Raw genomic sequence first — 23,830 nt, forward strand, 5'->3', positions numbered from 1 at the left:
CGGTGGCCACGGGGGCCGCCGCGGCCGCGGCGATGGTGGGGCTGCTCACCGGGTGCGCACGCTTCGGCGGAGCGGAGACCGCGCCGTTCCACGCGGTGCCGGAGACGGTGTCCGGCGCGGGCATCGAGCCCGAGCAGCCGCCCCCGGGGCAGGCGCCGCAACCGCCCCCGCCGCCCGGGCAGAGTCCGGCACCGCCGCCGCCCACAGGCCCCTGCGACGACCCCGACCCGTCGGTCATCGCCACCTGCCTGGACACCACCGGGGCCATGGTGATGCTCCCGGACGGCAACACCGCCCTCGTCGCCGAGCGCACCACGGGGCGCATCATGGCGGTCCCGCGCGACGGAGACCCCACCGAGTTCGCGAGCGTGCCTGTCGATCCCGCGGGCGACGGCGGCCTCACCGGCCTGGCGCTGTCCCCCTCGTTCACCGAGGACCACCTGGTCTACGCCTACATCACCACCCCGCAGGACAATCGCGTGGTCCGCTTCACCCAGGGCGACGCACCCAAGCCCATCCTCACGGGCATCCCGAAGGGCCCCACCGGCAACGCCGGAGACCTCGTCTTCACCGAGCCGCGCCAGCTGACTGTGCTCACCGGGAACGCCGGCGGAGGTGGCGATCCCGCGTCGCTGTCCGGAAAGCTGCTGCGCGTGCAGGACCCCGCCCCCGGGGCGCGGAACCCCGCCGTCGTCGCCGCGGGCTTCGGCGCCTCGGGCGGCCTGTGCCGCGACCCGCAGACCGGCTCCCTGTGGATCACCGACCGCGCGCCGACGATGGACCGGCTGCAGCGGATCACCGCCGACGGCTCCACCCCCACGCTCGTGTGGTCGTGGCCGGACAAGCCGGGGGTCGGCGGCTGCGCGGCCGCCGACGGCACCGTCGTCACCGCCCTCGACGGCGCCAAGTCCGTCGCCGCGGTGACCGTGAGCAAGGAGAGCGGCGCGGTCACCGGCGACCCGCTGGTGCTCGCCGAGGACAAGTACGGTCACTTCGGCGCGGCGGTCATAGCCGGTGACGGCACCGTCTGGGGCTCGACGGTCAACAAGTCCTCGGGCGGCGCGGTGGCCACCGACGACCGGGTGGTCGTCATCCCGTTCGCGGGCGGCGGCGGCAGCCGGGTCTGACGGCCGGACCGCGACGGCGGCCCGGGCGACGGAGCCCGGCCCCGCCGGGGCCGGGCGCTCCGCTACGAGCAGGCGGCGATGACAAGCTCCTGCACGCGCGCCGGGTCGGCCTGGCCGCGCGTGGCCTTCATCACGTCGCCGACGATCTTGCCGGCGGCCTTCACCTTGCCGCCCTTGATCTTCTCGACGATGTCCGGGTTGGCTGCAAGGGCGTCGTCGACCGCCTTCTGCAGGGCGCCGTCGTCGCGGACCACCTCCAGGCCGCGATCGGCCATCACCTGTGCGGGGCCGCCCTCGCCCGCCAGGACCCCGTCGACCACCTGGCGTGCCAGCTTGTTGGTGAGCTTGCCGTCGGCGACCAGGGCGATCACCTCCGCCACCTGCGCGGGCGTGATGGGCAGGGCGTCGAGTTCCTCGCCGCGGGTCTTGGCCTGCTGGCTCAGGTACGACACCCACCACGAGCGTGCCGCATCGGCGGGGGCGCCGGCGTCTGCCGTCGCCGCGATCAAGTCGAGCGCCCCGGCGTTGACGAGGTCGCGCATCTCCTCGTCGGACAGGCCCCAGTCCTCCTGGATGCGGGCGCGGCGGAGCCACGGCATCTCCGGCAGCGTCCCGCGGAGCTCCTCGACCCACGCAGCGTCGGGGGCGACGGGCTGCAGGTCCGGCTCCGGGAAGTAGCGGTAGTCCTCGGCCGTCTCCTTGCGGCGGCCCTGACGGGTGCTGCCGTCGGCCTCCTGGAAGTGGCGGGTCTCCTGCGTCACCGAGCCGCCGTCGGCGAGCACCGCGCCCTGGCGCCGCATCTCGTAACGCACCGCCACCTCGACGGACTTGAGCGAGTTGACGTTCTTGGTCTCCGTGCGGGTGCCGAACTCGGCGGCGTCCTTGGCCATCAACGACACGTTGGCGTCGCAGCGCAGCGAACCCTGGTCCATGCGGACGTCCGAGACCTCGAGGGCCTTGAGCAGGTCGCGCAGGGCGGTGACGTAGGCCCGCGCCACCTCGGGCGCCCGCTCGCCCGCGCCGACGACGGGCTTGGTGACGATCTCCACCAGCGGCACACCGGCGCGGTTGTAGTCGATGAGCGAATGACTGGCCCCGTGGATGCGCCCGGTCTCGCCGCCCACGTGCGTGAGCTTGCCGGTGTCCTCCTCCATGTGGGCGCGCTCGATCTCCACGCGGAACGTCTCGCCGTCGTCGAGCACCACGTCGAGGAACCCCTCGGTGGCGATGGGCTCGTCATACTGCGAGATCTGGTAGTTCTTCGGCTGGTCGGGGTAGAAGTAGTTCTTGCGCGCGAAGCGGCCCCACGGGGTGATCGAGCAGTTCAGCGCCAGCCCGATGCGGATCGCCATCTCCACGGCCTTGTCGTTGACCACCGGCAGCGCCCCCGGAAACGCCAGGCACACCGGGCACACCTGGGTGTTCGGTGCGGCGCCGAACGCGGTGGGACACCCGCAGAACATCTTGGTGACGGTGCCCAGCTCCACGTGGACCTCCATGCCCAGGACCGGGTCGAAGCGTCCGATCACGTCGTCGTAGGACATGAGCTTGGCGGCGGTGGCTGCAGTCATGGCCCGAGTCTATTCACTCCGCGACGCCCTCCGGCTACCGGGCGCGCCCTCCCCGACGGCGCGCCCGCGCCGGCGAACCCGCGCGCTCAGCCGAAGAAGATCCGCGCCTCCCGGTACAGCTCCAGCGGCACCGTCTTGAGCTCGCACACCGCATCGGCCAGCGGAGTCAGCGTCATCCGGGTGCCCCGGACCGCCGCCATCGTGCCGAACGCCCCGTCGTGCACCGCGCGGGCCGCGTGCGCGCCGAGCCGGCTGGCCAGCACCCGGTCATAGGAGCTGGGGGTGCCGCCGCGCTGGATGTAGCCGAGCACTGTGGTGCGCACCTCGACGCCGGCGTCCCGCTCGATCAGCGGGGCCATCTGCGCGGCCACGCCGGTGAAGATCTCGTGGCCGTACTCGTCGACGCCGCCGTCGCGCAGCGCCATACCGCTGCCCGCACGCGGCACCGAGCCCTCGGCGATGACACCGATCACGTGCCGGTCCCCGCGGCCGAAGCGGGCGCGGATCAACCCGCAGATCTCGTCGATGTCGAACGGGTCCTCGGGGATGGTGATGATGTGCGCGCCGGTGGCGATGCCCGAGCGGAGCGCGATCCACCCGGTGTGCCGCCCCATCACCTCGACGAGCATGACCCGCCGGTGCGACTCGGCGGTGGTGTGCAGGCGGTCCATCGCATCGGTGGCGATGGACACCGCGGTGTCGAACCCGAAGGTGTAGTCGGTGCCGCCGATGTCGTTGTCGATGGTCTTGGGCACCCCCACCACCGGCACCCCCTCGTCCGAGAGCCACCGGGCGGCCTTGAGAGTGCCCTCCCCGCCGATGGGGATCAGCGCGTCGATCCGGTTGCGTTCGAGCGTGGCCCGGATGTCGCCGAGACCGGCCCTCAGCCGCTCCGGATTCACCCGGGCCGTCCCCAGGATGGTGCCCCCGCGCGGCAGGATGCGGTCGAGCCGCTGGCCGCCGGACATCTCCCGGTGGCTGTCGGTGAGCAGGCCGCGCCAGCCGTCGTGGAATCCGACCACCGTCGACCCGTACTGGTCGAGCGCCGCCCGGGTGATGCCGCGGATCGCGGCGTTGAGGCCCGGGCAGTCGCCGCCGCCGGTGAGGATTCCGATGCGCATGGCTGTGAACACCTCCGGCCCCCAGCGTGCCAGGTCGAAGGCCGCTGCGGGTCCGTTGTGCGCGCAGCCTCGTGGCGCCGCTGCTTCGATCAAGCGATCCGGGTACGTCTCCGCGCGGAGACGTACCCGGATCGCTTGATCGAGCGCTGGTGCCCCTCCTGTCAGCTCAGCGAGCCGAACAGATTCCCCAGACTCCCCAGGCTCCCGGCCATCTGACACACCGATCCGGTGCAGATCGTGTAGGAGATCGTCACCGACGGAGCCTGGTCCTCGCCGGCGAGGGTCACCGAACCGCCCGCGGGCACCAGCGAGGAGCCGCCGCCACCGCCGCCGCCGGGATAGAGAAACGCATCGTCGCCGCCGCCACCGCCACCGCCATAGAGGCCACCACCCCCGCCTCCGGACATATCGAAGCCGGCCCAGTGACCCGCGCCGCCGACGCCGAGTGCACCGTCATGGCCTCGGTAATCCCCCGATCCGCCGCCCACGCCGGGAGCATCGACCGTGGCAGCCGTTCCCCCACCACTGCCTTGACCATCCTCGCCTGCGTTCCCGCCATCACGGTCGGTTCCGGCTCCACCGCCGCCCGCAGCAACGATGAGCCTGGAGTCCAGCGCATCAGATGTCCGCACGTCGGAGGCACCGCCCCCACGGCCGTTACCGTAGCCGCCCCCGTTGAATCCGCCGTCGCCACCGTCGCCTCCGACGAGTACCTGGAGGTCCGCGCCTGACTGCACATCGACTGTCCCGTCGACCTTCGCGCCGAGGCCCCCTGATCTATTCGCACTCTGCCCCTGCCCGCCGACCGCCGTCACATCCAGCTCGCTGACCCCGTCCGGCACGTGGAACGTCTGCGCCGCCCCGGTGAAGGCGAAGTCGCAGACCACCTGTGTGGAGGCGAACGGCGGCGTGTACGACGTGCAGTTCTCCGGCAACGTTGCCGCTCCGGCAGCCCCCGGCAGCGCCACCGCCGCGGCCCCCGCAAGCGCCATCGTCGCGAACCCCACTCCCGCCCTCGCGGCCGTCCTCCCGGCCGATCGCCGTCGTTGCATCGCACTCTCCCAACACTTGAATTCCGATGGACCCCTCCACGGTGCACCAGAAGCGACCAGCGGCACATCCGCCAAATGACGTATATTTCAGAGTGTTTTTATTGCAATTGAGTAACGACCTCCGGCACCGGACGCAGATCACGCGCCGACCAAGCGGAAAGTGCACGCCGGCATCGCGAAACGTGCAGAAAACACTTGGTCGGCGGACACAGCGGCCACACCCCCCACAGCGGGCACCACGGACGCTCTCACCCCGGCGTGACGACGCCGCTCTCGTAGGCCACCACCACCGCCTGGGCCCGGTCGCGCAGCCCCAGCTTGGCCAGCACCTTGCCCACGTGGGTCTTCACCGTCTGTTCGGACAGGAACAGCGCCTGGGCGATCTCGCCGTTGGACAGCCCGCGCGCGACGTGTTCGAGCACCTCGCGTTCCCGTGGCGTGAGCTCCTTGAGCCCCGGCGGCACGGACCGGACGGCGGAGCGCCGGCGCACCGATTCGCTGATCATCCGCCGGGTGATGGACGGGGCCAGCAGCGCGTCCCCTCCGGCCACCACCCGCACCGCCCGCACCAGCTCGTCGCCGGGCGCGTCCTTGAGCAGGAATCCGCTGGCCCCGGCGCGCAACGCGTCGTAGACGTAGTCGTCGATGTCGAAGGTGGTGAGCATCAGCACGCGCACCGGCGGGTCCAGGTGCGCGTCCATGATCTCCCGGGCGGCGTCGATGCCGTTCATCTCCGGCATCCGCACGTCCATCAACACCACGTCCGGCCGGAGTCGGCGCACCTCGGCGACGGCCGCGCGCCCGTCCGCCGCATCCCCCACCACGCTGATGTCGGTCTGCGCCGCCAGCAGCGCGCCGAACCCCTGCCGGACCATCGCCTGGTCGTCGGCGATGAACACCGTGATCGTCACCCGCTCATCCTCCCTGATGCGCCGGTTCGGCGACGGGCAGGACGGCGCGCACCACGAAGCCTCCGTCGCTCCCCGCCTCGGCCGTCAACGTTCCGCCCACCGCGGCGGCGCGCTCCCGCATCCCGCGAATCCCATTGCCCCCGATCCCGTTGCCCCCGGTCCCGTCGTCTCCGTCCCCGTCGACCACACTCCGACCCGGTAATCCGCCCCCCGACGCCCCGCTCGGCGGGCCGTTGGCGATGCGCACCGTCACCTCCTGCTCGCTCGCACACAACGACACCTGCACCCGGGCCCCCGGCGCGTGGCGGGTGGCGTTGGACAGCGACTCCTGGACGATCCGGTACAGCACGACCCCCGCGGCAGTGCGGATCCGGCTTGCGTCGCCCGTCGCCTCGTAGCGCGCGTCGATGCCCGCACGCCTGCTCCCTTCGATCAGTTCCCCGATCCGGTCGACGCCCGGCTGCGGCGCGCGCTCCGCGGTGTGCTCGTCGCTGCGCAGAACGCCGAGCATCGCCCGCACCTCGTCGAGCGCCTCGCGCGCGGTGCCGGCGATCGAATCGAACTCGGCGGTGGTCTCCGGCCCGAGCCCGCCGATCCGGTACTGCGCCGTCTGCGCCTGCACGACGACGAGCGACATGTGGTGCGCCACGACGTCGTGCAGGTCGCGTGCGATCCGTGCCCGCTCCTCCAGCACCGCCCTGCGGCTGCGCTCGGTCCGGCTGAGCTGCTCCTGGCGCTCGAGCTGGCGTCGCGAGAGCCACAACCGCCGCAGCAGCACGGTGAACACCAGGATCGCCGTAAGGCCCACAACCCAGCCGAACCAGTCCGACCCCGGTGCGAACAGGGCGAACACGATGGTCGTCCCCACCCACACCGCCGCCACCTGCGCCCGCACCTCCGTCAGGCACACGGCGATATACAGGGCCAGCAGGACCAGAATGTGCACCACCTGCCAGGGCGGACCGCCGGGCGCCCCGGGGGCGGCGTTGAACGCCACCGGGATGACGATGGCTGCGGCGATCGAGATGCTCCAGCCCAGAACGGGATTGGCGCGCACCAGCACGAACGGGAACGCCGCGAGCCCGGCGATCAGCGGCTGCAGCGGCGCGGGCACCTGGTGGGTGAGTTGCAGCGTCGGCCAGGCGATCGCGTACAGGATTCCCGTGACCAGCACGATCAGGGTGATTTCGCCGCGCCCCGCGAATAGGGCCCGCACGTGGCGAAGCCCCTTGCGGGCCTTCGAGCCCGCGCGCTTCTCCTCGCGCTTCCGAGCCCGGAGTTCCTTGCGAGACGGGCCGTCCGCAGAAGGACGGCGCCGCGGCAGACGAGGCCGCGGACGACGGCGCCCGCGGTCCGCGCCACCATGGTCGCGCCCGCGCGCCCGCCGCCGAATCCTCACGGGCACGAGTCTAAATTGGGCGGCCGGACCGCACATCACCCTGTGGTATCCGCCCGGGTACCACCGTGGGGTGAGCCGGCGCGCCGGACCACCCCGCCGGGGGCACCCCGAAGGGCCCGCCCGCGTGATGTGGTGGTCTGCCCGGCATTCATAGCGTCAGCTGCATGCCCACTTCCACTCCGACCCTGGAGAGTCCGCCCGCCCCCGCGCCCCGCCGGCGCATGGCCGAATACCGCCGGCCGACGCGGCGCCCCGCGCAGATCCTGTTCGCGCTCGCGGCATTCGCCGTCCTCGCGGCCGCCGGCACCTTCGCCCTCGCCTTCGCGATGCCCGCCCAGGCCACGAGCGGCGCCGGACACGACCCGGCGGCCGCCGACGGCGGCAGCTCCTCTGCGCCAGGCCGGGCCGTCGACGCCCTGCTGCACACGACTCCGCGGGCCGCACTGCACGCGATGCCCGAAGGTTTCGCCGCGTCCGCGGGATACCGGCCGGCGGTCGCAGACGGGATGCTCGTGAACCCCGCCGGTGGCTGCTCCTCGCCCGTCCCGCTCCCCGCCGCGTTCTCGGGCGCCTGCCAAGCGCACGACCTGGGCTACGACCTGCTGCGCTACGCCGACGCGGAGGGTGCACCGCTGGGCCCGTGGGCACGGCGGGGGCTCGACGCACAGCTCGCCGAACGCCTCCACGACGCGTGCGATCCGCGCGACGCCGCCTGCGTGGCGGCCGCCGACACCGCCGCGACGGCCGTCGGCGTCAACTCCTGGCGGCAGGACTACGGCGTCCCCGTGCAGGAGGACGTCGGGCTGTACGCGCTAGGCGGGGTCGGCGCCGCGGGCGCCGTGTTCGCGGCCGGGTCGGGCACCCTGGGCGCGATCCGCCGATCCCGGCGAGCCCGTCCCGCCCGGGGCGCTCCCGGTGACGGGCGGGTCCGGGCCGCGCAGCGCCGGGCCGCCCTGCGTGCGCCGGGGGTGCCCGCATGACGGCCATGCCGGCGTTGCCGGTCCTCGCTCCCGGGGGCGTGGCGCGCGGCCCCCTCCCCCGCCTCGCGGGAACGCGGGCCGCCGCGGTCGCCCGCGCCCTCGTCCCGCGGACACGCACCCTCGTGGGCGGCTCGGCCGGCGCAGCGGCCGGCGTCTACCCCGGGATCATGCCGCGCAGCATGCTGGTCGAGGGGCTCGCCGCGGGAGTGTTCGCGGTGCTCGGCGTGGGGTTCGCCGTGCTGGTGACGTGGTTGTGGGCTCGGATGGTCCGCCGCCCCGGTGGCTCGCCGGGCCGCTCCCGCGCCGGGATCGCCACGGCGGTGGGGTGCGCGGGCGCCGTGACCGCGGCGGTGGCGTGGTCGGCGCAGTGGGCCCGCGTGTCGGCGCTTCCCGTTTCCGGCGGGCACCCGTCCGGCGGTTACTGGCTGGGGGTGTCCGCCATCGCCGCGGCCGTGTGCGTGACGGTGCTCGGCGCCGTACGCCTGATCCGTGCGCGGCCGCGGGCCGTCGCCGCCCTGGCCGTGGTGCTCGTCGCGTTCGGGTCCGTGTCCGGCGCGGCCGCGCTGGACGGCCGGCCCGCGGCCGATCCCGCGGCAGCGACCACCATGAGCACCCGCTCGGGCGGCCCCGGATCGCTCATCGACTGGGACACGCTGGGCGACCACGGGCGCAGGTTCGTCGCCGACACCTCGCATCCCGGGGCCGTGCGCGCGTACGCCGGGCTGGGCTCCGCGGCGGACGTCTCCGCGCGCGCCGCCCTCGCCGCCGACGACATGGTGCGCGCCGGCGGACTCGGCCGAAGCGCAGTGGTCGTGATGGTCCCGACGGGTTCGGGCTGGATCGACGGCACCGCCGCGGCCGGGTTCGAGGAACTGTTCGGCGGTGACGTGGCCGAGGTGGGCATGCAGTATTCGAGCGCGCCCAGCTGGGTGTCCTACCTGTTCGCGCCCGACGACGCCGCCGCGGCCGCGGGCGCACTGATCTCGGCCGTCGCCGACCGCATAGACGGCCTTCCGGCGGCCGCACGCCCGGACCTGTACGTCTACGGCGAGAGCATGGGCGCCGCGGCCGGCTCCCGGGCGCTCGCCGAGGTTCCGCGAGCGCGCGAGATGCTCTGCGGGGCACTGTGGGTGGGACCGCCGGCGCGGTTCACCGACCCTGTGCCGGCGCGCTCGAGCGTGGTCGTCAACGACTCGGACCCGGTGCCGAACTGGGATCCGGAGACGGCAGTCCGGCCCGCCGGGGGCGCCACGGGAGCGGCGGCCCCGCCGTGGATCCCGGTGGTGAGCTTCCTGCAGAGCAGCGTCGATGTGATCACATCCCGGTCGGGGCCGCCCGGCACCGGCCACGTGTACGGGGACGGGCAGGTGCGCGGGCTGCCGGCCTGCCCGGGGCCGTCCCGCACCGACCCGAGCGTCGCGTAGACCACCCGAGCACCGGTTCCCGCGCCTGCGGCGGGACTCGGTGCTCGGATCGAAGGGTGATCGTCCGTACGGCTACAGCTGCGGGTACTCGACCTCCCCGCGGGCGGCCTCGTAGGCGGCGCCCACGCGGTAGAGCCTGTCGTCCGCCAGCGCCGGCGCCATGATCTGCAGCCCCACCGGAAGGCCGTCGTCGGCCGAGACCCCGGAGGGCACCGAGATGGCGCAGTTGCCCGCGAGGTTGGTGGGCAGCGTGCACAGGTCGGACAGGTACATCGCCAGCGGGTCGTCCACCTTCTCGCCCAGCTTCCACGGCGTGACCGGGCTGGTGGGCGAGGCGAGCACGTCCACCGACTCGAAGGCCTTCGCGTAGTCCCGGGCGATCAGCGCACGCACCTTGAGCGCCTGGCCGTAGTACTCGTCGTAGTAGCCGGCGGACAGCGCGTAGGTGCCGATCATGATGCGGCGCTTGACCTCCGGGCCGAAGCCGGCGGACCGCGACGCGGCCATGACCTGCTCGGCGCTGTGCGCGCCGTCGTCGGACACGCGCAGCCCGTAGCGCATGGCGTCGAACCGCGCGAGGTTGGAGGACACCTCGGACGGCATGATCAGGTAGTACGCGGCCAGCGCGTGCTCGAACGCGGGGCACGAGACCTCGACGACCTCGGCGCCGAGATACTTGAGCTGCTGGACTGCGGCGTCGAAGGAGCCCAGGACTCCGGACTGGTAGCTGTCCGAGTGCAGCTCGCGGACCACGCCCACCTTCACACCGGCGAGGTCGCCCTGCGCGCCGGCCCGCGCGGCGTCGACCACGGCGGGCACCGGCGAGTCGATGGACGTGGAATCGCGCGGGTCGTGCCCGGCGATCACCTGGTGCAGCAGCGCAGCGTCGAGCACCGTGCGCGCGCAGGGGCCCGCCTGGTCCAGCGACGAGGCGGCGGCGACGAGCCCGAAGCGCGACACCGTGCCGTAGGTGGGCTTGACGCCGACCGTGGCCGTCAGCGCGGCAGGCTGGCGGATCGACCCGCCGGTGTCCGTGCCGATGGTCAGCGGCGCCTCGAATGCGGCGAGCGCTGCGGCCGAGCCGCCGCCGGAGCCGCCGGGGATGCGGTCGGTGTCCCACGGGTTGCGGGTGGGACCGAAGGCGCTGTTCTCGGTGGACGAGCCCATCGCGAACTCGTCCATGTTGGTCTTGCCGAGGATCGGGATGCCGGCGGCACGGAGCTTGCCGACCACCGTCGACTCGTACGGCGACACCCAGCCCTCGAGGATCTTCGAGGCGCAGGTGGTGGGCATGTCCGTGGTGGTCAGGATGTCCTTGAGCCCCAACGGCACCCCGGCGAGCGGCGATGCCGGCGCGGCGCCGCCGGCCAGGTCCGCGTCCACCTGTTCCGCGGTGGCCAGCGCCTGCTCGCCGGCCACGTGCAGGAACGCGCCGACGGTGTCGTCCACCGCCCCGATCCGGTCGAGGTGGGCGCGGGTGGCCTCCACCGACGAGACCTCGCGCGCATGGATCTTCGAGGCCAGCTCGGATGCGGCCAGGCGGGTGAGGTCGGTCACTGCTCATCTCCCAGGATCTGCGGTGCGACGAAGCGCTCGTCCTCCACCGACGGCGCGCCGGAGAGCGCCTCCGCCGCGGTGAGGCCCGGCGCGATGGCGTCGGCGCGTCCCACGTTGGTCACGCCGGTGAGTTCGGACAGCGGGGGGACGTCGGCCGTGTCGACCTCGGACACCGTCTTGACGTGGCCGAGGATGGCGTCGAGCTGGCCGGCGAACCCGTCGAGCTCGGCCTCGCTCAGCTCGAGTCGCGACAGCATTGCGAGGTGTGCGACCTCGTCGCGGGAGATCTCCGGCACCCGGTGCCCCTTTCCGGCCGCCACGGCGGCCTGCCTACCGGCGGATCGGCTGCCGCCGTAAGGCCCGCCGCTGACGGACCCGGCACCGATCCCGCCCGACGCTGGTTCGGCTCAACTCTACGGCCCGGCGGCGGGCCCGACGCGCACGGCCTCGCCGCCGACGCGCACCGCGGCCGCGGTGCCACAATGGACCGACACCGCAAGTGAACTGCTGAGGAGCCGGCTTTGTCGTACCTGCTGCGTGTGGTCCTCCCCGACCGCCCGGGCACCCTGGGCCTGCTGGCGCTCGCGCTGGGCGAGGCCGGGGCCGACATCCAGTCGCTCGACGTGATCGAGCGCAGCGGCGGATACGCGGTGGACGACATCGTGGTGAACCTTCCCACCGGGGCGCTGCCGGATGTGCTCATCACCGCGGCGGAGGCGATGGACGACACCGTCGTCGACGCCATCCGGCCGTTCGTCGGCAACCTCGACACGCACCGGGAGCTCGAGCTGATAGAGCTGGTCGCGGGTGCGCCGCGGCGCGGGTTGCAGCGGCTCGTCGATGCCGCTCCCCGCGCGCTCCAGGTGCACTGGGCGGCGGTCCTCGACAACGCGGACGGCCGGCCGGGGACCGCACCCCTGCACGCCAGCGCCGGCACCCCGGAGACCTGGCCGGACCGGCCGGCGCAGGAGACGGTGCGCTCCGCCCAAGTGGTCCGCACCGACGCCGACTGGGTGCCGGAGGCCTGGCGCGTCGGGGGGATGGCGCTGGCGGCCGCGCCGATCGGCGACGGCGGGCCCGTGCTGCTGTTGGGCCGCAACGGCGGCCCGCAGTTCCGCCCCGCCGAGGTGGCGCGCCTGGGCTACATCACCGGCATCATCGGCACCGTCGTCCGGTAGCGCGGCCGGATCACGGCTCCGATTCCGCCGGCCGCACCGCCTCGGGCCCGTCGTCGAGGAGCAGGCGGAAGCCGTCCGCGTCGAGCACCGTGACCCCCAGAGCCAGCGCCTTGTCGTACTTGGACCCGGGCGCGTCGCCCACCACGACGAACGCCGTCTTCTTCGACACCGACGACGCCGCGCGCCCGCCGCGGCTCACGATCGCCTCCTTCGCGCCGTCGCGGGTGAACCCTTCGACCGTGCCGGTGACGACGATCGAGAGCCCCTCCAGGGTGCGGGCGATCGACTCGTCACGCTCGTCGGCCATGCGCACGCCCGCCGCGCGCCACTTGTCGAGCAGTTCGCGATGCCAGTCCACGCGGAACCACTCGATGATGGCGGCCGCGATGGTGGGGCCCACGCCCTCGGTGGCGGCAAGCCGCTCCTCGTCGGCCTGCTCGATGCCCTCGAGGCTGCCGAACTCGGTGGCCAGGGCGCGCGCCGCCGTGGGGCCGACGTGCCGGATGGACAGCGCCACCAGCACCCGCCACAGCGGCTGGTCGCGCGCGGACGCCAGATGCTCGAGCAGCTTCTTGCCTGTCGCCGACACCGCACCGCCCTTGGTGGTGTACACCGCCGTCCGGCGCAGTGCGGCCTCGTCGAGCGTGAACAGGTCGCCCTCGTCGGCGAGGACGCCCGTGCGCAACAGGTCGGTGGCCCCCTCCATTCCGAGCATCTCGATGTCGAATGCGCCGCGCCCGGCCAGGTGGAACAGCCGCTCCCGCAGCTGGGCCGGGCAATGCCGGGTATCCGGGCAGCGCAGGTCCACGTCGCCGTCCTTGCCCGCGGCGACCCGGCTGCCGCACTCGGGGCAGTGCGTGGACATGATGAACGTCCGCTCGTCGCCGCGGCGCGCGTCCGCCACCGGGGCGAGCACCTCGGGGATGACGTCGCCGGCCTTGCGGATCACCACCGTGTCGCCCACGCGCACGCCCTTGCGCTCCACCTCGGAGGCGTTGTGCAGGGTCGCCTGCGCCACCGTGGATCCCGCCACGAGAACGGGCTTCATCAGTGCGAACGGCGTCACCCGGCCGGTGCGACCCACTCCCACCCGCACGTCGAGCAGCAGCGTGTTCACCTCTTCCGGCGGGAACTTCAGCGCGATGGCCCACCGCGGCGCCCGCGCCGTCTCGCCGAACTCGTCGTGCAGCGCCATGCCGTCGACCTTGACGACGAAGCCGTCGATCTCGTGCTCGATGTCGTGACGGTGCTGCGCCCAGTAGCCGGCCCGCTCGAGCACCGCGTCCGCACCCCGCACCCTGGTGGTGTGCGCCGATACGGGCAGCCCCCACGCGGACAGCGCCTCGTAGGCGTGGAACTGGGACACCGGCGCAAAGCCCTCCCGGTGCCCGATGCCGTGGCAGATCATGCCGAGCCGGCGGCGCGCCGTCACCGCGGGATCCTTCTGGCGCAGCGACCCCGCCGCGGAGTTCCGCGGGTTGGCGAACGGGTCCTTCCCCTCCGCCACCAGCGCCGCATTGAGCTCTTCGAAATCCTCGAGGCGGAAGAACACCTCGCCGCGCACCTCCAGCACCTCCGGCACCGGGAACTCGTCGCTGCCGGTGAGCCGGGTGGGGATGTCGTCGATGGTGCGGGCGTTGAGCGTGACGTCCTCCCCCACCCGACCGTCGCCGCGGGTGCCCGCGCGGGTCAGGCGTCCCCGTTCGTAGACCAGGTCGATGGCCACGCCGTCGATCTTGACCTCGCACAGATAGTCGACGGCCTCGCCCGCCTGCGCCTCCGTGCGGTGCACCCAGGCGGCCAGCTCCTCGGTGCTGAAGACATTGTCCAGGCTGAGCATCCGCTCCAGATGCTCCACGGGCGCGAACTGCGTGGTGAAACCGGCGCCGCCGACCAGTTGCGTGGGCGAATCCGGCACCCGCAGATCCGAGTACCGTTCCTCCAGTGCGGTGAGCTCGCCGAGGAGCCTGTCGAACTCCGCGTCGGAGATCGTGGGCGCGTCCTTGACGTAGTAGCGGAACTGGTGTTCGCGCACCTCGTCGGCCAGCTCGCGCCAGCGCGCCCGCGCCTCGCCGGGGGTGGGGGTCTGCTCAGGGTGCGGTTCGATCACCGGTCCAGGTTAACGCCGCTCCGGGACGCGGCCGTCCCGGAGCATGTTCACAGCGAGTCGGGGTCCCCCGCGAACCCGGCGGCGATGCGGCACGCGAGTGAGACCGCGGCGCGCGCCCGGTCCGGATCGGCGTCGGCGAGGCCGCTCTCCGTAGTCACGATCGTCTGCCGCGCCAGCGTGCCGCGCGCGAAGCCCAGCTCGTCGACGAGCCGGACCGCGGGCCGGGCCACCGCGTGCCAGTCCGGCGTCGGACCTTCCGGCCGGCCCGCCGGGGCGAGGCCCAGCAGGATCCCGCGGCCGGAGTCGAGCCACTCGCCCAGGCCGTCGAGGATCGCGGGTTCCCGCACGCTGCCGGCCGAGTGCAGTGTCATCGTGATCGCCGCCGCCCCGGCACCGCGCGCCAGGCCGGTCGCCGCCGGCATGCGTGGGCCGCCGAGGATGACCGGCACGCCGCCCGCCGCCTCGATCACAGTGCCCAGCATCGCGCGCGCCTCCGGCTCCGGCAGCGCGCGCACCGGGTCGTACCGCGTGCGGCCGGGCAGCGCGCCGTCCAGCGCCGCGCCCAGATCGTCCTCGTCCAGTTGCAGCACGGGCTGCACGCCGAACCTGCGCCGCACCGCGCCCACGTGCTCGCGCACGCCCTCCGCCAGCGAGTCGGTGAGGTCGCGCACCGCACCCCGGTCGGTGAGCACGCGCCGCCCGGAGCGCAGCTCCAGCCGCGCCGCCGCGGTGACCGGGCCGCATACCTGCAGCTTGAACGGCGTCCCCGCGCCCCGGACCCCGGCGCGCTCGCAGGCCTCCTCCGCCGCGTCGAGGTCGCGGGCCAGGTGGGCGCGCGCGGTGCGCAGCACGGTCCCCGGCCGGTCGGCGAGCCGGTACCCGGTGGTGGACACGTCCACCGGCAGGTCCACCAGCATCGCCGCGGCGCGGCCCACCGCGTCGGCACCGAGGCCCCGCGCGGGCAGCTCCGCGAGGTGCGGGAACTCCCCCAGCTCGCCGACGATCGTCCGCGCGGCCTCGTGCTCATCGGTGCCCGGCCACGGTCCGAGCCCCGTGGCGGTGCCGAACGGGAGGGTCACCGGTGCGCGGCCGCGCGCGCCGAATCGCTGATGGTGCCGCTGCCCAGCACGACGTCGCCGTCCGGATCGGTGCGGTAGAGCACTGCGGCCTGACCGCGGGCGACGCCCGTGAGTGGTTCGGCGAGGTCGATGCGGATCTGCTCGCCCACGAGCTCCGCCTCGGCCCGCGCGATCCCGCCGTGCGCACGCACCTGGACGACGCAGCCGAACCTCCCCTGCGGCGCCTGCGCGGAGGTCCACCGCGGCTGCCGGGCGCTGATGTGCCGCACTTCGAGGTCTTCGGCGGCCCCCACGGTGACGGTGCCCGAGTCCGGGTCTATGCCCGTGACGTACCGCGGCCGCCCGTCCGGGGCCGGGTGCTCGAGCCCCAGGCCCTTGCGCTGGCCCACCGTGAACCCGTGCACGCCCTCGTGCCGCCCCAGCTCGTCGCCGGAGTCCGCGTCGACCAGCGCGCCGGGCCGCACCCCGATCCGCGCACCGAGGAACGCGCGCGTATCGCCGGTGGGGATGAAGCAGATGTCGTGACTGTCCGGCTTGTCCGCCACGGCGAGGCCCCGCCGCGCCGCCTCCTCGCGGATCAGCGGCTTGGGGGTGTCGCCGACGGGGAACATCGCGCGGCCGAGCTGCTCGCCGTCGAGCACCCCGAGCACGTAGGACTGGTCCTTGTCCGCGTCCACCGCGCGTCGCAGCACGCCGCCCTCCAGGCGCGCGTAGTGGCCGGTGGCCACGGCGTCGAAGCCCAGGGCGAAGGCGCGCTCGGCGACGGCGGCGAACTTGATCTTCTCGTTGCAGCGCAGGCACGGGTTGGGGGTCTCGCCGGCGGCGTAGGAGTCGATGAAGTCCTCGATCACGTCTTCGCGGAAGCGCTCGGCGAAGTCCCACACGTAGAACGGGATGCCCAGCACGTCCGCAGCGCGCTGCGCGTCCCCCGCGTCCTCGCGCGAGCAGCAGCCGCGGGAACCCGTGCGCAGCGCACCTGGCGCCGTCGACAGCGCGAGGTGCACGCCCACCACGTCGTGGCCGGCGTCGACGGCCCGCGCCGCCGCCACCGCGGAATCGACGCCGCCGCTCATCGCTGCAAGAACCCTCATCGCACACTCTCTCGTCGTTCGCTCGCCGTCTCCGTACCGCGCCTGCGGTGCCCGTCGGCCATTCCCGCCGCGCGCGCCCTGTCCACCACCGCCGGCAGCGTCTCGAGCAGCCGGTCGACCTCCGCCGCCGTCGAGGTGTATCCGAGGGAGAAGCGGAGCGAGCCGCGGGCCGTCGACGGGTCCATGCCCATGCCGATCAGCACGTGGCTGGCCTGCGGTACGCCGGCGGTGCAGGCGGAGCCGGTGGAGCACTCGATCCCGGCCGCGTCCAGCAGCATCAGCAGCGAGTCGCCCTCACAGCCCGGGAAGGTCAGGTGGGCGATCGTCGGCAGATCGTCGGCGCCGCGCGCACCGTTGACGAGCACGTCGGGGATGCGCTCCCGGACGCCGGCCACCAGCGCGTCGCGCAGCCCGCCGACGCGGCGCGACTCGGAGGCGAGCGTGCGCTCCGCCTCCGCCGCCGCAGCAGCCATCCCCGCGGCACCGGCCACGTCGACGGTGCCGGAGCGCACCTCGCGCTCGTGGCCGCCCCCGTGCAGCAGCGGCACGCAGGCGACGTCGCGCCGCAGCAGCAGCGCCCCGGTGCCCTGCGGGCCCCCGAACTTGTGCGCGGCAATGCTCAGCGCGGACAGCCCCGGAATGGTGAAGTCCACGGGCACGTGGCCCACGGCCTGGATGGCGTCGGTGTGCAACGGCACCCCGAACCCGTCGGCCACGGACGCAAGCTCCCGGATCGGGTTGACGGTGCCGACTTCGTTGTTCGCCCACATGACGGAGACCAGCGCGGTCTCGTCCGCGTAGACGGCGAGCGCCTCCCGCAGGACCTGCGGCAGCACGCGCCCCTCGTCGTCCACGGCCAGCCAGGTGACCTCGGCGCCCTCGTGCGCCGCGAGCCATTCCACCGCGTCGAGCACGGCGTGGTGTTCGGCCGCACCGGCCAGGATGCGGCGACGCGCGGGCTCGGCGTCGCGCCGCGCACGGAAGATCCCCTTGACCGCCAGGTTGTCCGATTCCGTGCCGCCCGCGGTGAACAGCACCTCCGACGGGCGCGCGCCGAGTACCGCCGCGAGGGCCTCGCGCGCCTCCTCGACGCGCCGCCGCGCCGCCCGGCCCGACCCGTGCAGCGACGCCGGATTGCCGACCCGCGCGAACGCCTCCGCCATCGCCTCGGCGGCGACCCGCCGCATGGGGGTGGTGGCCGCGTGATCGAGGTAGGCGGCCCCACGCTCGGCGGGTGCCGCCGCGGCGCCGTCTGCCACCCGGTCGCGGCGCGCGGGCCTGCCGCCGCCTGGGGCTACTGCATGTGCGGATGCGGCGCCAGCAGTCTGGGCGGGGGGCGTGGCGCCATCCCCGCCGCCGGCGCTCGGTACGGACGGAATCATTGCTCGACCAGGATAGCCGTGCGCCCTCCGCGGCCGTCGCCGCGGGCCCGCCGCCCCGCGTCGATGCCGCCGATGCAGCCGCGGCCCCGCACCCTCTCGTCGAGGGCGCGGGGCCGCGGGCGGTGCGTCGGGCGTCAGCCCTTGTGCGCCTTGACCGCCTCGGTCAGCTGCGGGGCGACATTGAACAGGTCGCCCACGATGCCGTAGTCGGAGATCTCGAAGATCGGGGCCTCTTCGTCCTTGTTGATCGCGACGATCGTCTTGGACGTCTGCATGCCCGCGCGGTGCTGGATGGCGCCGGAGATGCCCAGGGCGATGTACAGCTGCGGCGAGACCGTCTTGCCGGTCTGGCCCACCTGGAACTGGCCCGGGTAGTAGCCGGAGTCCACGGCGGCGCGCGACGCGCCCACGGCGGCCCCCAGCGCGTCGGCGAGCGGCTCGATGACCTTCTCGAAGTTCTCCGCCGACGCCACGCCACGGCCGCCGGAGACCACGATGGTGGCCTCCGTCAGCTCGGGGCGGTCGCCGCCGACGACCGGCTCGCGCTTGGTGATGACGGTGGCGTTCTCCGCCGCCTCGGGCACCGCGACGTCCTCGCGGGCCCCTGCGCCGGCCTGGGCCTGCACCTCGACCGAGCCGGGACGGACCGTGATCACGGGCAGGTCGCCCGTGGCCTTGGCGTCCACGGTGAATGCGCCGCCGAAGATCGAGTGCACGGCCGAGCCGTCGCCCTTCACCTCGACGACGTCGCCGAGCAGGCCCGAGCCGATGCGCGCGGCCAGCCGGCCGGCGACCTCCTTGCCCTCGACGCTGGCCGGGATGAGCACCGCGGCCGGGGACGCGGACTCCGCGAGCCCGGCGAGCACGTCGACCTTGGGCGTGACGAGGACGCTGTCGACGGTGTCGGACTCGGCGGCGTAGATCTTCTCGGCGCCCGCAGCGGTCAGGGCGTCGGCCAGCGCGTCGGTCGTGCCGGCGGGGCCGGTGACGACGGCGGCGGGCTCACCGAGCGCGCGCGCCGCGGTGAGCAGTTCGGTGGTGACCTTCTTCAGCGCACCCTCGGCATGTTCGACGAGGACGAGTACCTCTGCCATTGTGTTAACTCCTTGAACGGTCTGGTGGTGTGGCGGGGGGCGGCGGTCAGATGATCTTCTGGCCGACCAGGTACTTGGCGACGTCGTTGCCGCCCTCGCCCTCGTCCGCGACCTTCTCGCCGGCGGTGCGCGGCGGCTTCGGGGTCGAGGCCGTCACCGCGGAGCCCGCGTTGGCCACGCCGACCGTCTCCGGATCCACGCCGATGTCGGCGAGGGAGAAGACCTGCACTTCCTTCTTCTTGGCGGCCATGATGCCCTTGAAGGACGGGAACCGCGGCTCGTTCATCTTCTCGGTGACGCTCACGATCGCGGGGAGCGTTGCCTCGAGCTCGAAGGTGCCCTCGTCGGTCTCACGCTCGCCGGTGGCCTTGCCGTCCGCGATGGTCAGGCTGCGCATGTGCGTGAGCTGCGGGATGCCCAGGTACTCGGCGATGATCGCGGGCACGGCACCGGTGCGGCCGTCGGTGGCCTCGTTGCCGGCGATGATGAGCTCGGCGCCCTCGATCTGCCCGATGGCGGCCGCGAGCGCCCAGGAGGTCTGGATCGCGTCCGAGCCGTGCAGGGCCTCGTCGTTGAGGTGGACGGCCTTGTCCGCGCCCATCGACAGCGCCTTGCGGATCGCCTCGGTGGCACGGTCGGGACCGGCGCACAGCACGGTGACCTCGCCGCCCTGCGCCTCCTTGATCTGGAGGGCCTCTTCGACCGCGCGCTCGTTGATCTCATCCAGCACGGCGTCCGCAGCCTCGCGGTCCAGGGTGAAATCTCCCTCGGAGAGCTTGCGCTCGGACCAGGTGTCAGGAACCTGCTTGATCAGTACGACAATGTTTGGCATCGGTCTTCTCCGACCTCCTGTGGTGTCTGCGGTCACCCTCGCACCGCATCGTTGAACGCCTGCCCGGGCATGCCGGCGGGGTGAAACTGCCACTGCCAGTTCTAGCGCATGTCACAGTCCTTCCGCCACGCAACCCCCACCCACATGTTACCGACGGGTAACATGATTGCAACCCCCGATACCCGTACGTACGACACCTTGAATCACAGGGAAACCGAGGACCTACTAGCGTGCAACGAGTGACCGACTCTGCAGATGACGCGGCGCGCACCCTCGCCGGCGACGCCCCCGCACTCCCCCTCACCGGAGAGCGCACCGTGCCCGGCCTCGCCGAAGAGAACTACTGGTTCCGCCGGCACGAGGTCGTCTACCTCGACCTCGTCGAGGCCTGCCGGGGGCGGATCGTCGTGGACGCCGGCTTCGGCGAGGGTTACGGAGCGGCGCTCATCGCCGGCGCGGCCGCCGGGGTGCTCGGGGTCGACTACGACGCCACCGCCACCGCCCACGTCGCACGACGCTACCCGTCGGTGCAGGTCACCCGGGGCAATCTGGCGGCGCTGCCCGTCGCCGACGACGCGGTGGACGCGGTGGTCAACCTGCAGGTGATCGAGCACCTGTGGGATCAGGAGCAGTTCCTGCGCGAGTGCCACCGCGTGCTCGCCCCCGGCGGGCGGCTGCTCATCAGCACGCCCAACCGCATCACCTTCTCCCCCGGCCGGGACACCCCGCTCAATCCGTTCCACACGCGCGAGCTCAACGCCGCCGAGCTCACGGAACTGCTCGTCGGCGCCGGCTTCGCGGTGGAGTCGATGCGCGGGGTGCACCACGGCCCGCGCCTCGCTGCCCTCGACGCCAAGCACGGCGGCTCGCTCATCGACGCGCAGATCGAGCGCGCGCTCGCAGGCGAGCCCTGGCCCGCAGATCTCCGCGCCGACGTGGCGGCGGTGACGGCCGACGACTTCCACCTCCGCACCGACGGCATCGACGGCAGCCTGGACCTGGTGGCGACGGCGGTGAAAGCACCGTGACGGGCTCCGAGGCGCCGGTGACCGAACCCGGCATGTTCGCGCTGGTGCTGCACAGCCACCTGCCCTGGCTGGCCAACCACGGCCGCTGGCCGGTCGGCGAGGAGTGGCTCTACCAGTCGTGGTCGGCGTCGTACCTGCCGGTGTTCGACGCCCTGGAGCGCCTGGCCGACGAGGGGCACACGAACCTGCTCACCTTCGGCATCACGCCCGTGCTCGCCGCACAGCTCGACGACCCGCACAGCCTGGCCGGCATGCACCACTGGCTGGGCAACTGGCAGCTACGCGCGCACGAGGCGGCGCTCATCGACAGCGCGGCGGGCGCGCCCGGCACCGCCAGCAGCGTCGCCGCACTGCGCGAGCTCGGCACCCGCGAGCACCGCGAGTCCGCCTGGGCCCTGGAACGATTCGAGTCCCGTTGGCGGCACGGCGCCTCGCCCGTGATCCGGCCGCTGGTGGAGTCCGGGGTGATCGAGCTGCTCGGCGGGCCGCTGGCGCACCCGTTCCAGCCGCTGCTCGATCCGCGCATGCGGGCCTTCTCACTCGAGGAGGGCCTCGAAGACGCCCGGCGCCGCTGGAACCACCGCCCGCGGGGCCTGTGGGCCCCGGAGTGCGCGTTCACGCCCGGCATGGAACAGGACTACGCGCGCAGCGGCATCGACCACTTCATGGTGGACGGCCCGTCGCTGCGCGGCGACACGGCGCTGGGGCGCCCCGTCGCCGGAACCGACGTCGTCGCCTTCGGCCGCGACCTCACCGTCAGCTACAAGGTGTGGTCCCCCAAATCGGGCTACCCCGGGCACGGCGCCTACCGGGACTTCCACACCTACGATCACGACACCGGCCTCAAGCCGGCGCGCGTGACCGGCAAGACCACCCCGCCCCCGGACAAGAAGCCGTACGACCCCGCTCTCGCCGCGGCCGCCGTCGACAAGCACGTCGCGGACTTCGTCGAGGCGATCCGCGCCCGCCTGCGCTCCGAGTCCGAGCGCATCGGCCGCGACGCGCTCGTCGTCGCGGCCTTCGACACCGAGCTGTACGGGCACTGGTGGCACGAGGGCCCAGTGTGGCTGGAGAAGCTGCTGCGCGCCCTGCCGGAGGCGGGGATCCGCGTGGGCACCCTCGCCGACGCCCGCGCGCAGGGCTATGTGGGCGAGCCCATCGACCTGCCCGAATCGTCCTGGGGATCCGGCAAGGACTGGCGGGTGTGGGCCGGAGACCAGGTGCGCGACCTGGTGGGCCTCAACGCGGAAGTCGTGGCCGAGGCGCTGGCCCACGTCGACGCGATGCCCGCGGGCCTTCGGCACCGGGACCCCGTCGCCGACCAGGCCGTGCGCGAGGCGCTGCTGGCCGTCGCGAGCGACTGGGCCTTCATGGTCAGCAAGGACACCGCCGCCGGCTATGCGCGGGACCGGGCCCACAAGCACGCGCACGCGATGCGCGAGATCGTCGCGGCCGCCGCCTCGGGCGACTCCCGCCGCGCCGAGGCGCTGGCCGCGGCGTGGCGCCACGCCGACGGGCTCTTCCCCGGCCTCGACGCGCGCCGGCTGCGGCGCACGGCGTCCGCGTCCGCCCCGCCGGGGATCGCAGTGCCGGATCCCGCACGCGCACAGGTGGTGACGCGGTGAGGATCCTCATGGTCTCGTGGGAGTACCCGCCGGTGATCGTCGGCGGGCTCGGAAGGCACGTCCACCACCTGGCGACACAGCTTGCCGTGCAGGGGCACGACGTGGTGGTGCTCTCCCGGCACCCCTCCGGCACCGATGCGCACTCGCACCCCACCGTGGATCGCACCTCGGAGGGCGTGCGCGTGGTGGCGGTGGCCGAGGACCCGCCGCACTTCGTCTTCGGCGAGGACATGATGGCCTGGACGCTCGCCATGGGGCACGCCATGGTGCGGGCGGGCCTGGCGCTGGGCGCGGGCCGGTTGGACGGGCCGCGCGCGGGCGAGCCCTGGACCCCGCAGATCGTCCACGCGCACGACTGGCTTGTTGCCCACCCGGCTATCGCACTGGCCGAGCACTTCCGGGCGCCGCTGGTGAGCACCATCCACGCCTCCGAGGCCGGGCGGCACGCGGGATGGGTTTCGTCCAACATGAACCGCCAGGTGCACTCGGTCGAGTGGTGGCTGGCCAACGCCTCGGACTCGCTCATCACCTGCTCCGAGTCCATGCACGACGAGGTCACCGCACTCTTCGGCCCGGAACTGCCCACGATCACCACGATCCGCAACGGCATCAGCTTGCAGACGTGGTCGTTCCGGCCACGCCGTCGGCCTGCCGGCCCCGGGGCGCCCCCGCGGCTGCTGTACGTGGGGCGTCTGGAGTACGAGAAGGGCGTGCAGGACGCCATCGCCGCGCTCCCCGCCGTCCGTGACGCGTTCCCCGGCACCACGCTCACCATCGCCGGCGAGGGCACCCAGCACCGCTGGCTGGTGGACTGCGCTGCCGACCACGACGTGACCGGCGCGGTGGAGTTCCTCGGCAGGCTCGACCACGACGAGCTCCTCGCGCAACTGCACGATGCCGATGCCGCGGTGCTGCCAAGCCGATACGAGCCCTTCGGCATCGTGGCGCTGGAGGCGGCGGCCACGGGCACCCCGCTGGTCGCCTCCACCGCGGGAGGGCTGGGAGAGGCCGTGGTGGACGGGCGCACCGGCTACTCGTTCGCCCCGTCGGACCCCGAGGACCTGGCCAAGGCGGTGTGCCGGTCGCTGGAGGACCCGGAGCGCACCCAGGACCTCGCCCGCGCCGCCCACGTGCGCCTGACCACCGAGTTCACCTGGGACCACGTGGCTGCGCAGACGGCCGAGGTCTACGCCGCCGCCACGTGGCACGAGCCGAAGGCCCTGGGCCGGCCGGTCATCGTCGCGCGCCCGCTGCCCGACCGGTGACGTC

The 23,830-nt window shown here is 73.5% G+C and carries 20 protein-coding genes; 7 read left to right on the forward strand and 13 right to left on the reverse strand.

The window, feature by feature from the left end; translation table 11 throughout:
• The first annotated feature begins 32 nt into the window (after positions 1-32).
• Complete coding sequence (locus FO059_RS10965) at positions 33-1,127, forward strand: PQQ-dependent sugar dehydrogenase (RefSeq protein ID WP_143910669.1); 1,095 nt, start codon at positions 33-35, stop codon at positions 1,125-1,127.
• Between the two features lie 62 nt (positions 1,128-1,189).
• Here the strand turns inward: FO059_RS10965 and gatB are convergent, their stop codons facing one another.
• The 5 genes from gatB to FO059_RS10990 form a co-directional block, all read right to left on the reverse strand.
• Positions 1,190-2,698: an Asp-tRNA(Asn)/Glu-tRNA(Gln) amidotransferase subunit GatB gene (gene gatB, locus FO059_RS10970; protein ID WP_143908744.1), complete on the reverse strand. Its 1,509-nt coding sequence runs from the start codon at positions 2,696-2,698 to the stop codon at positions 1,190-1,192.
• An 86-nt stretch (positions 2,699-2,784) separates the two neighbouring features.
• Positions 2,785-3,819, reverse strand: a complete 1,035-nt coding sequence (locus FO059_RS10975) for an ATP-dependent 6-phosphofructokinase (protein WP_143910670.1) — start codon at positions 3,817-3,819, stop codon at positions 2,785-2,787.
• A 161-nt stretch (positions 3,820-3,980) separates the two neighbouring features.
• Positions 3,981-4,871 (reverse strand): glycine-rich protein, encoded by an 891-nt coding sequence (locus FO059_RS10980; RefSeq protein WP_233267105.1) that lies wholly within the window; start codon positions 4,869-4,871, stop codon positions 3,981-3,983.
• A gap of 248 nt (positions 4,872-5,119) precedes the next feature.
• Positions 5,120-5,782, reverse strand: a complete 663-nt coding sequence (locus FO059_RS10985) for a response regulator (protein ID WP_143908746.1) — start codon at positions 5,780-5,782, stop codon at positions 5,120-5,122.
• A 4-nt stretch (positions 5,783-5,786) separates the two neighbouring features.
• A complete protein-coding gene (locus FO059_RS10990; RefSeq protein ID WP_233267106.1) occupies positions 5,787-6,998 on the reverse strand; it encodes a sensor histidine kinase in 1,212 nt (403 codons plus the stop codon).
• A 347-nt stretch (positions 6,999-7,345) separates the two neighbouring features.
• Here FO059_RS10990 and FO059_RS10995 point away from each other — a divergent pair, with 347 nt between their 5' ends.
• Together FO059_RS10995 and FO059_RS11000 are read left to right on the forward strand one after the other, a co-directional pair.
• Positions 7,346-8,161, forward strand: coding sequence for a hypothetical protein (locus FO059_RS10995; protein ID WP_143908750.1), 816 nt, complete (start codon positions 7,346-7,348; stop codon positions 8,159-8,161).
• Positions 8,158-9,585 carry an alpha/beta-hydrolase family protein gene (locus FO059_RS11000; RefSeq protein ID WP_143908752.1) on the forward strand — a complete coding sequence of 476 codons (1,428 nt, stop codon included), beginning with the start codon at positions 8,158-8,160 and terminating at the stop codon, positions 9,583-9,585. Before FO059_RS10995 ends, FO059_RS11000 begins: the two co-directional genes overlap by 4 nt.
• 72 nt (positions 9,586-9,657) lie before the next feature.
• Here FO059_RS11000 and gatA read toward each other — a convergent pair whose 3' ends face one another.
• Positions 9,658-11,142, reverse strand: coding sequence for an Asp-tRNA(Asn)/Glu-tRNA(Gln) amidotransferase subunit GatA (gene gatA, locus FO059_RS11005; RefSeq protein ID WP_143908754.1), 1,485 nt, complete (start codon positions 11,140-11,142; stop codon positions 9,658-9,660).
• A complete protein-coding gene (gatC, locus tag FO059_RS11010; RefSeq protein WP_143910672.1) occupies positions 11,139-11,438 on the reverse strand; it encodes an Asp-tRNA(Asn)/Glu-tRNA(Gln) amidotransferase subunit GatC in 300 nt (99 codons plus the stop codon). The genes gatA and gatC overlap by 4 nt, the downstream gene beginning before the upstream one ends.
• Before the next feature lie 225 nt (positions 11,439-11,663).
• On the opposite strand from gatC, the gene FO059_RS11015 reads away from it, so the two are divergent.
• Positions 11,664-12,320, forward strand: a complete 657-nt coding sequence (locus FO059_RS11015) for an ACT domain-containing protein (RefSeq protein ID WP_143908756.1) — start codon at positions 11,664-11,666, stop codon at positions 12,318-12,320.
• A gap of 10 nt (positions 12,321-12,330) precedes the next feature.
• On the opposite strand, the gene ligA is transcribed toward FO059_RS11015, so the two are convergent.
• The 6 genes from ligA to FO059_RS11045 all read right to left on the reverse strand — a co-directional run bounded on the left by ligA (position 12,331) and on the right by FO059_RS11045 (position 19,908).
• On the reverse strand, positions 12,331-14,430 hold the full coding sequence (gene ligA / locus FO059_RS11020) for an NAD-dependent DNA ligase LigA (RefSeq protein WP_168226615.1): 2,100 nt from the start codon (positions 14,428-14,430) through the stop codon (positions 12,331-12,333).
• A gap of 47 nt (positions 14,431-14,477) precedes the next feature.
• Positions 14,478-15,509: a uroporphyrinogen decarboxylase/cobalamine-independent methonine synthase family protein gene (locus FO059_RS11025; RefSeq protein ID WP_143908758.1), complete on the reverse strand. Its 1,032-nt coding sequence runs from the start codon at positions 15,507-15,509 to the stop codon at positions 14,478-14,480.
• Positions 15,506-16,600 carry a tRNA 2-thiouridine(34) synthase MnmA gene (gene mnmA / locus FO059_RS11030; RefSeq protein ID WP_143908760.1) on the reverse strand — a complete coding sequence of 365 codons (1,095 nt, stop codon included), beginning with the start codon at positions 16,598-16,600 and terminating at the stop codon, positions 15,506-15,508. Before mnmA ends, FO059_RS11025 begins: the two co-directional genes overlap by 4 nt.
• The gene (locus tag FO059_RS11035) at positions 16,597-17,859 is read right to left on the reverse strand and encodes a cysteine desulfurase family protein (RefSeq protein ID WP_268892904.1); all 1,263 of its coding nucleotides are present in this window, start codon (positions 17,857-17,859) and stop codon (positions 16,597-16,599) included. Before FO059_RS11035 ends, mnmA begins: the two co-directional genes overlap by 4 nt.
• A gap of 257 nt (positions 17,860-18,116) precedes the next feature.
• A complete protein-coding gene (locus tag FO059_RS11040; RefSeq protein ID WP_143908764.1) occupies positions 18,117-19,076 on the reverse strand; it encodes an electron transfer flavoprotein subunit alpha/FixB family protein in 960 nt (319 codons plus the stop codon).
• Between the two features lie 46 nt (positions 19,077-19,122).
• A complete protein-coding gene (locus FO059_RS11045; RefSeq protein WP_143908766.1) occupies positions 19,123-19,908 on the reverse strand; it encodes an electron transfer flavoprotein subunit beta/FixA family protein in 786 nt (261 codons plus the stop codon).
• A 239-nt stretch (positions 19,909-20,147) separates the two neighbouring features.
• On the opposite strand from FO059_RS11045, the gene FO059_RS11050 reads away from it, so the two are divergent.
• The 3 genes from FO059_RS11050 to FO059_RS11060 are packed head-to-tail and all read left to right on the forward strand — an operon-like array spanning position 20,148 to position 23,826.
• Entirely contained in the window at positions 20,148-20,936 is a 789-nt protein-coding gene (locus FO059_RS11050; protein ID WP_233267107.1) for a class I SAM-dependent methyltransferase, read from the forward strand.
• A 32-nt stretch (positions 20,937-20,968) separates the two neighbouring features.
• On the forward strand, positions 20,969-22,561 hold the full coding sequence (locus tag FO059_RS11055) for a 1,4-alpha-glucan branching protein domain-containing protein (protein ID WP_143910674.1): 1,593 nt from the start codon (positions 20,969-20,971) through the stop codon (positions 22,559-22,561).
• On the forward strand, positions 22,558-23,826 hold the full coding sequence (locus tag FO059_RS11060) for a glycosyltransferase family 4 protein (RefSeq protein WP_143908769.1): 1,269 nt from the start codon (positions 22,558-22,560) through the stop codon (positions 23,824-23,826). Before FO059_RS11055 ends, FO059_RS11060 begins: the two co-directional genes overlap by 4 nt.
• Positions 23,827-23,830 lie beyond the last annotated feature (4 nt).

Origin of the sequence: Tomitella fengzijianii, assembly GCF_007559025.1 — a bacterium.
Classification (GTDB): Bacteria; Actinomycetota; Actinomycetes; order Mycobacteriales; family Mycobacteriaceae; genus Tomitella; species Tomitella fengzijianii.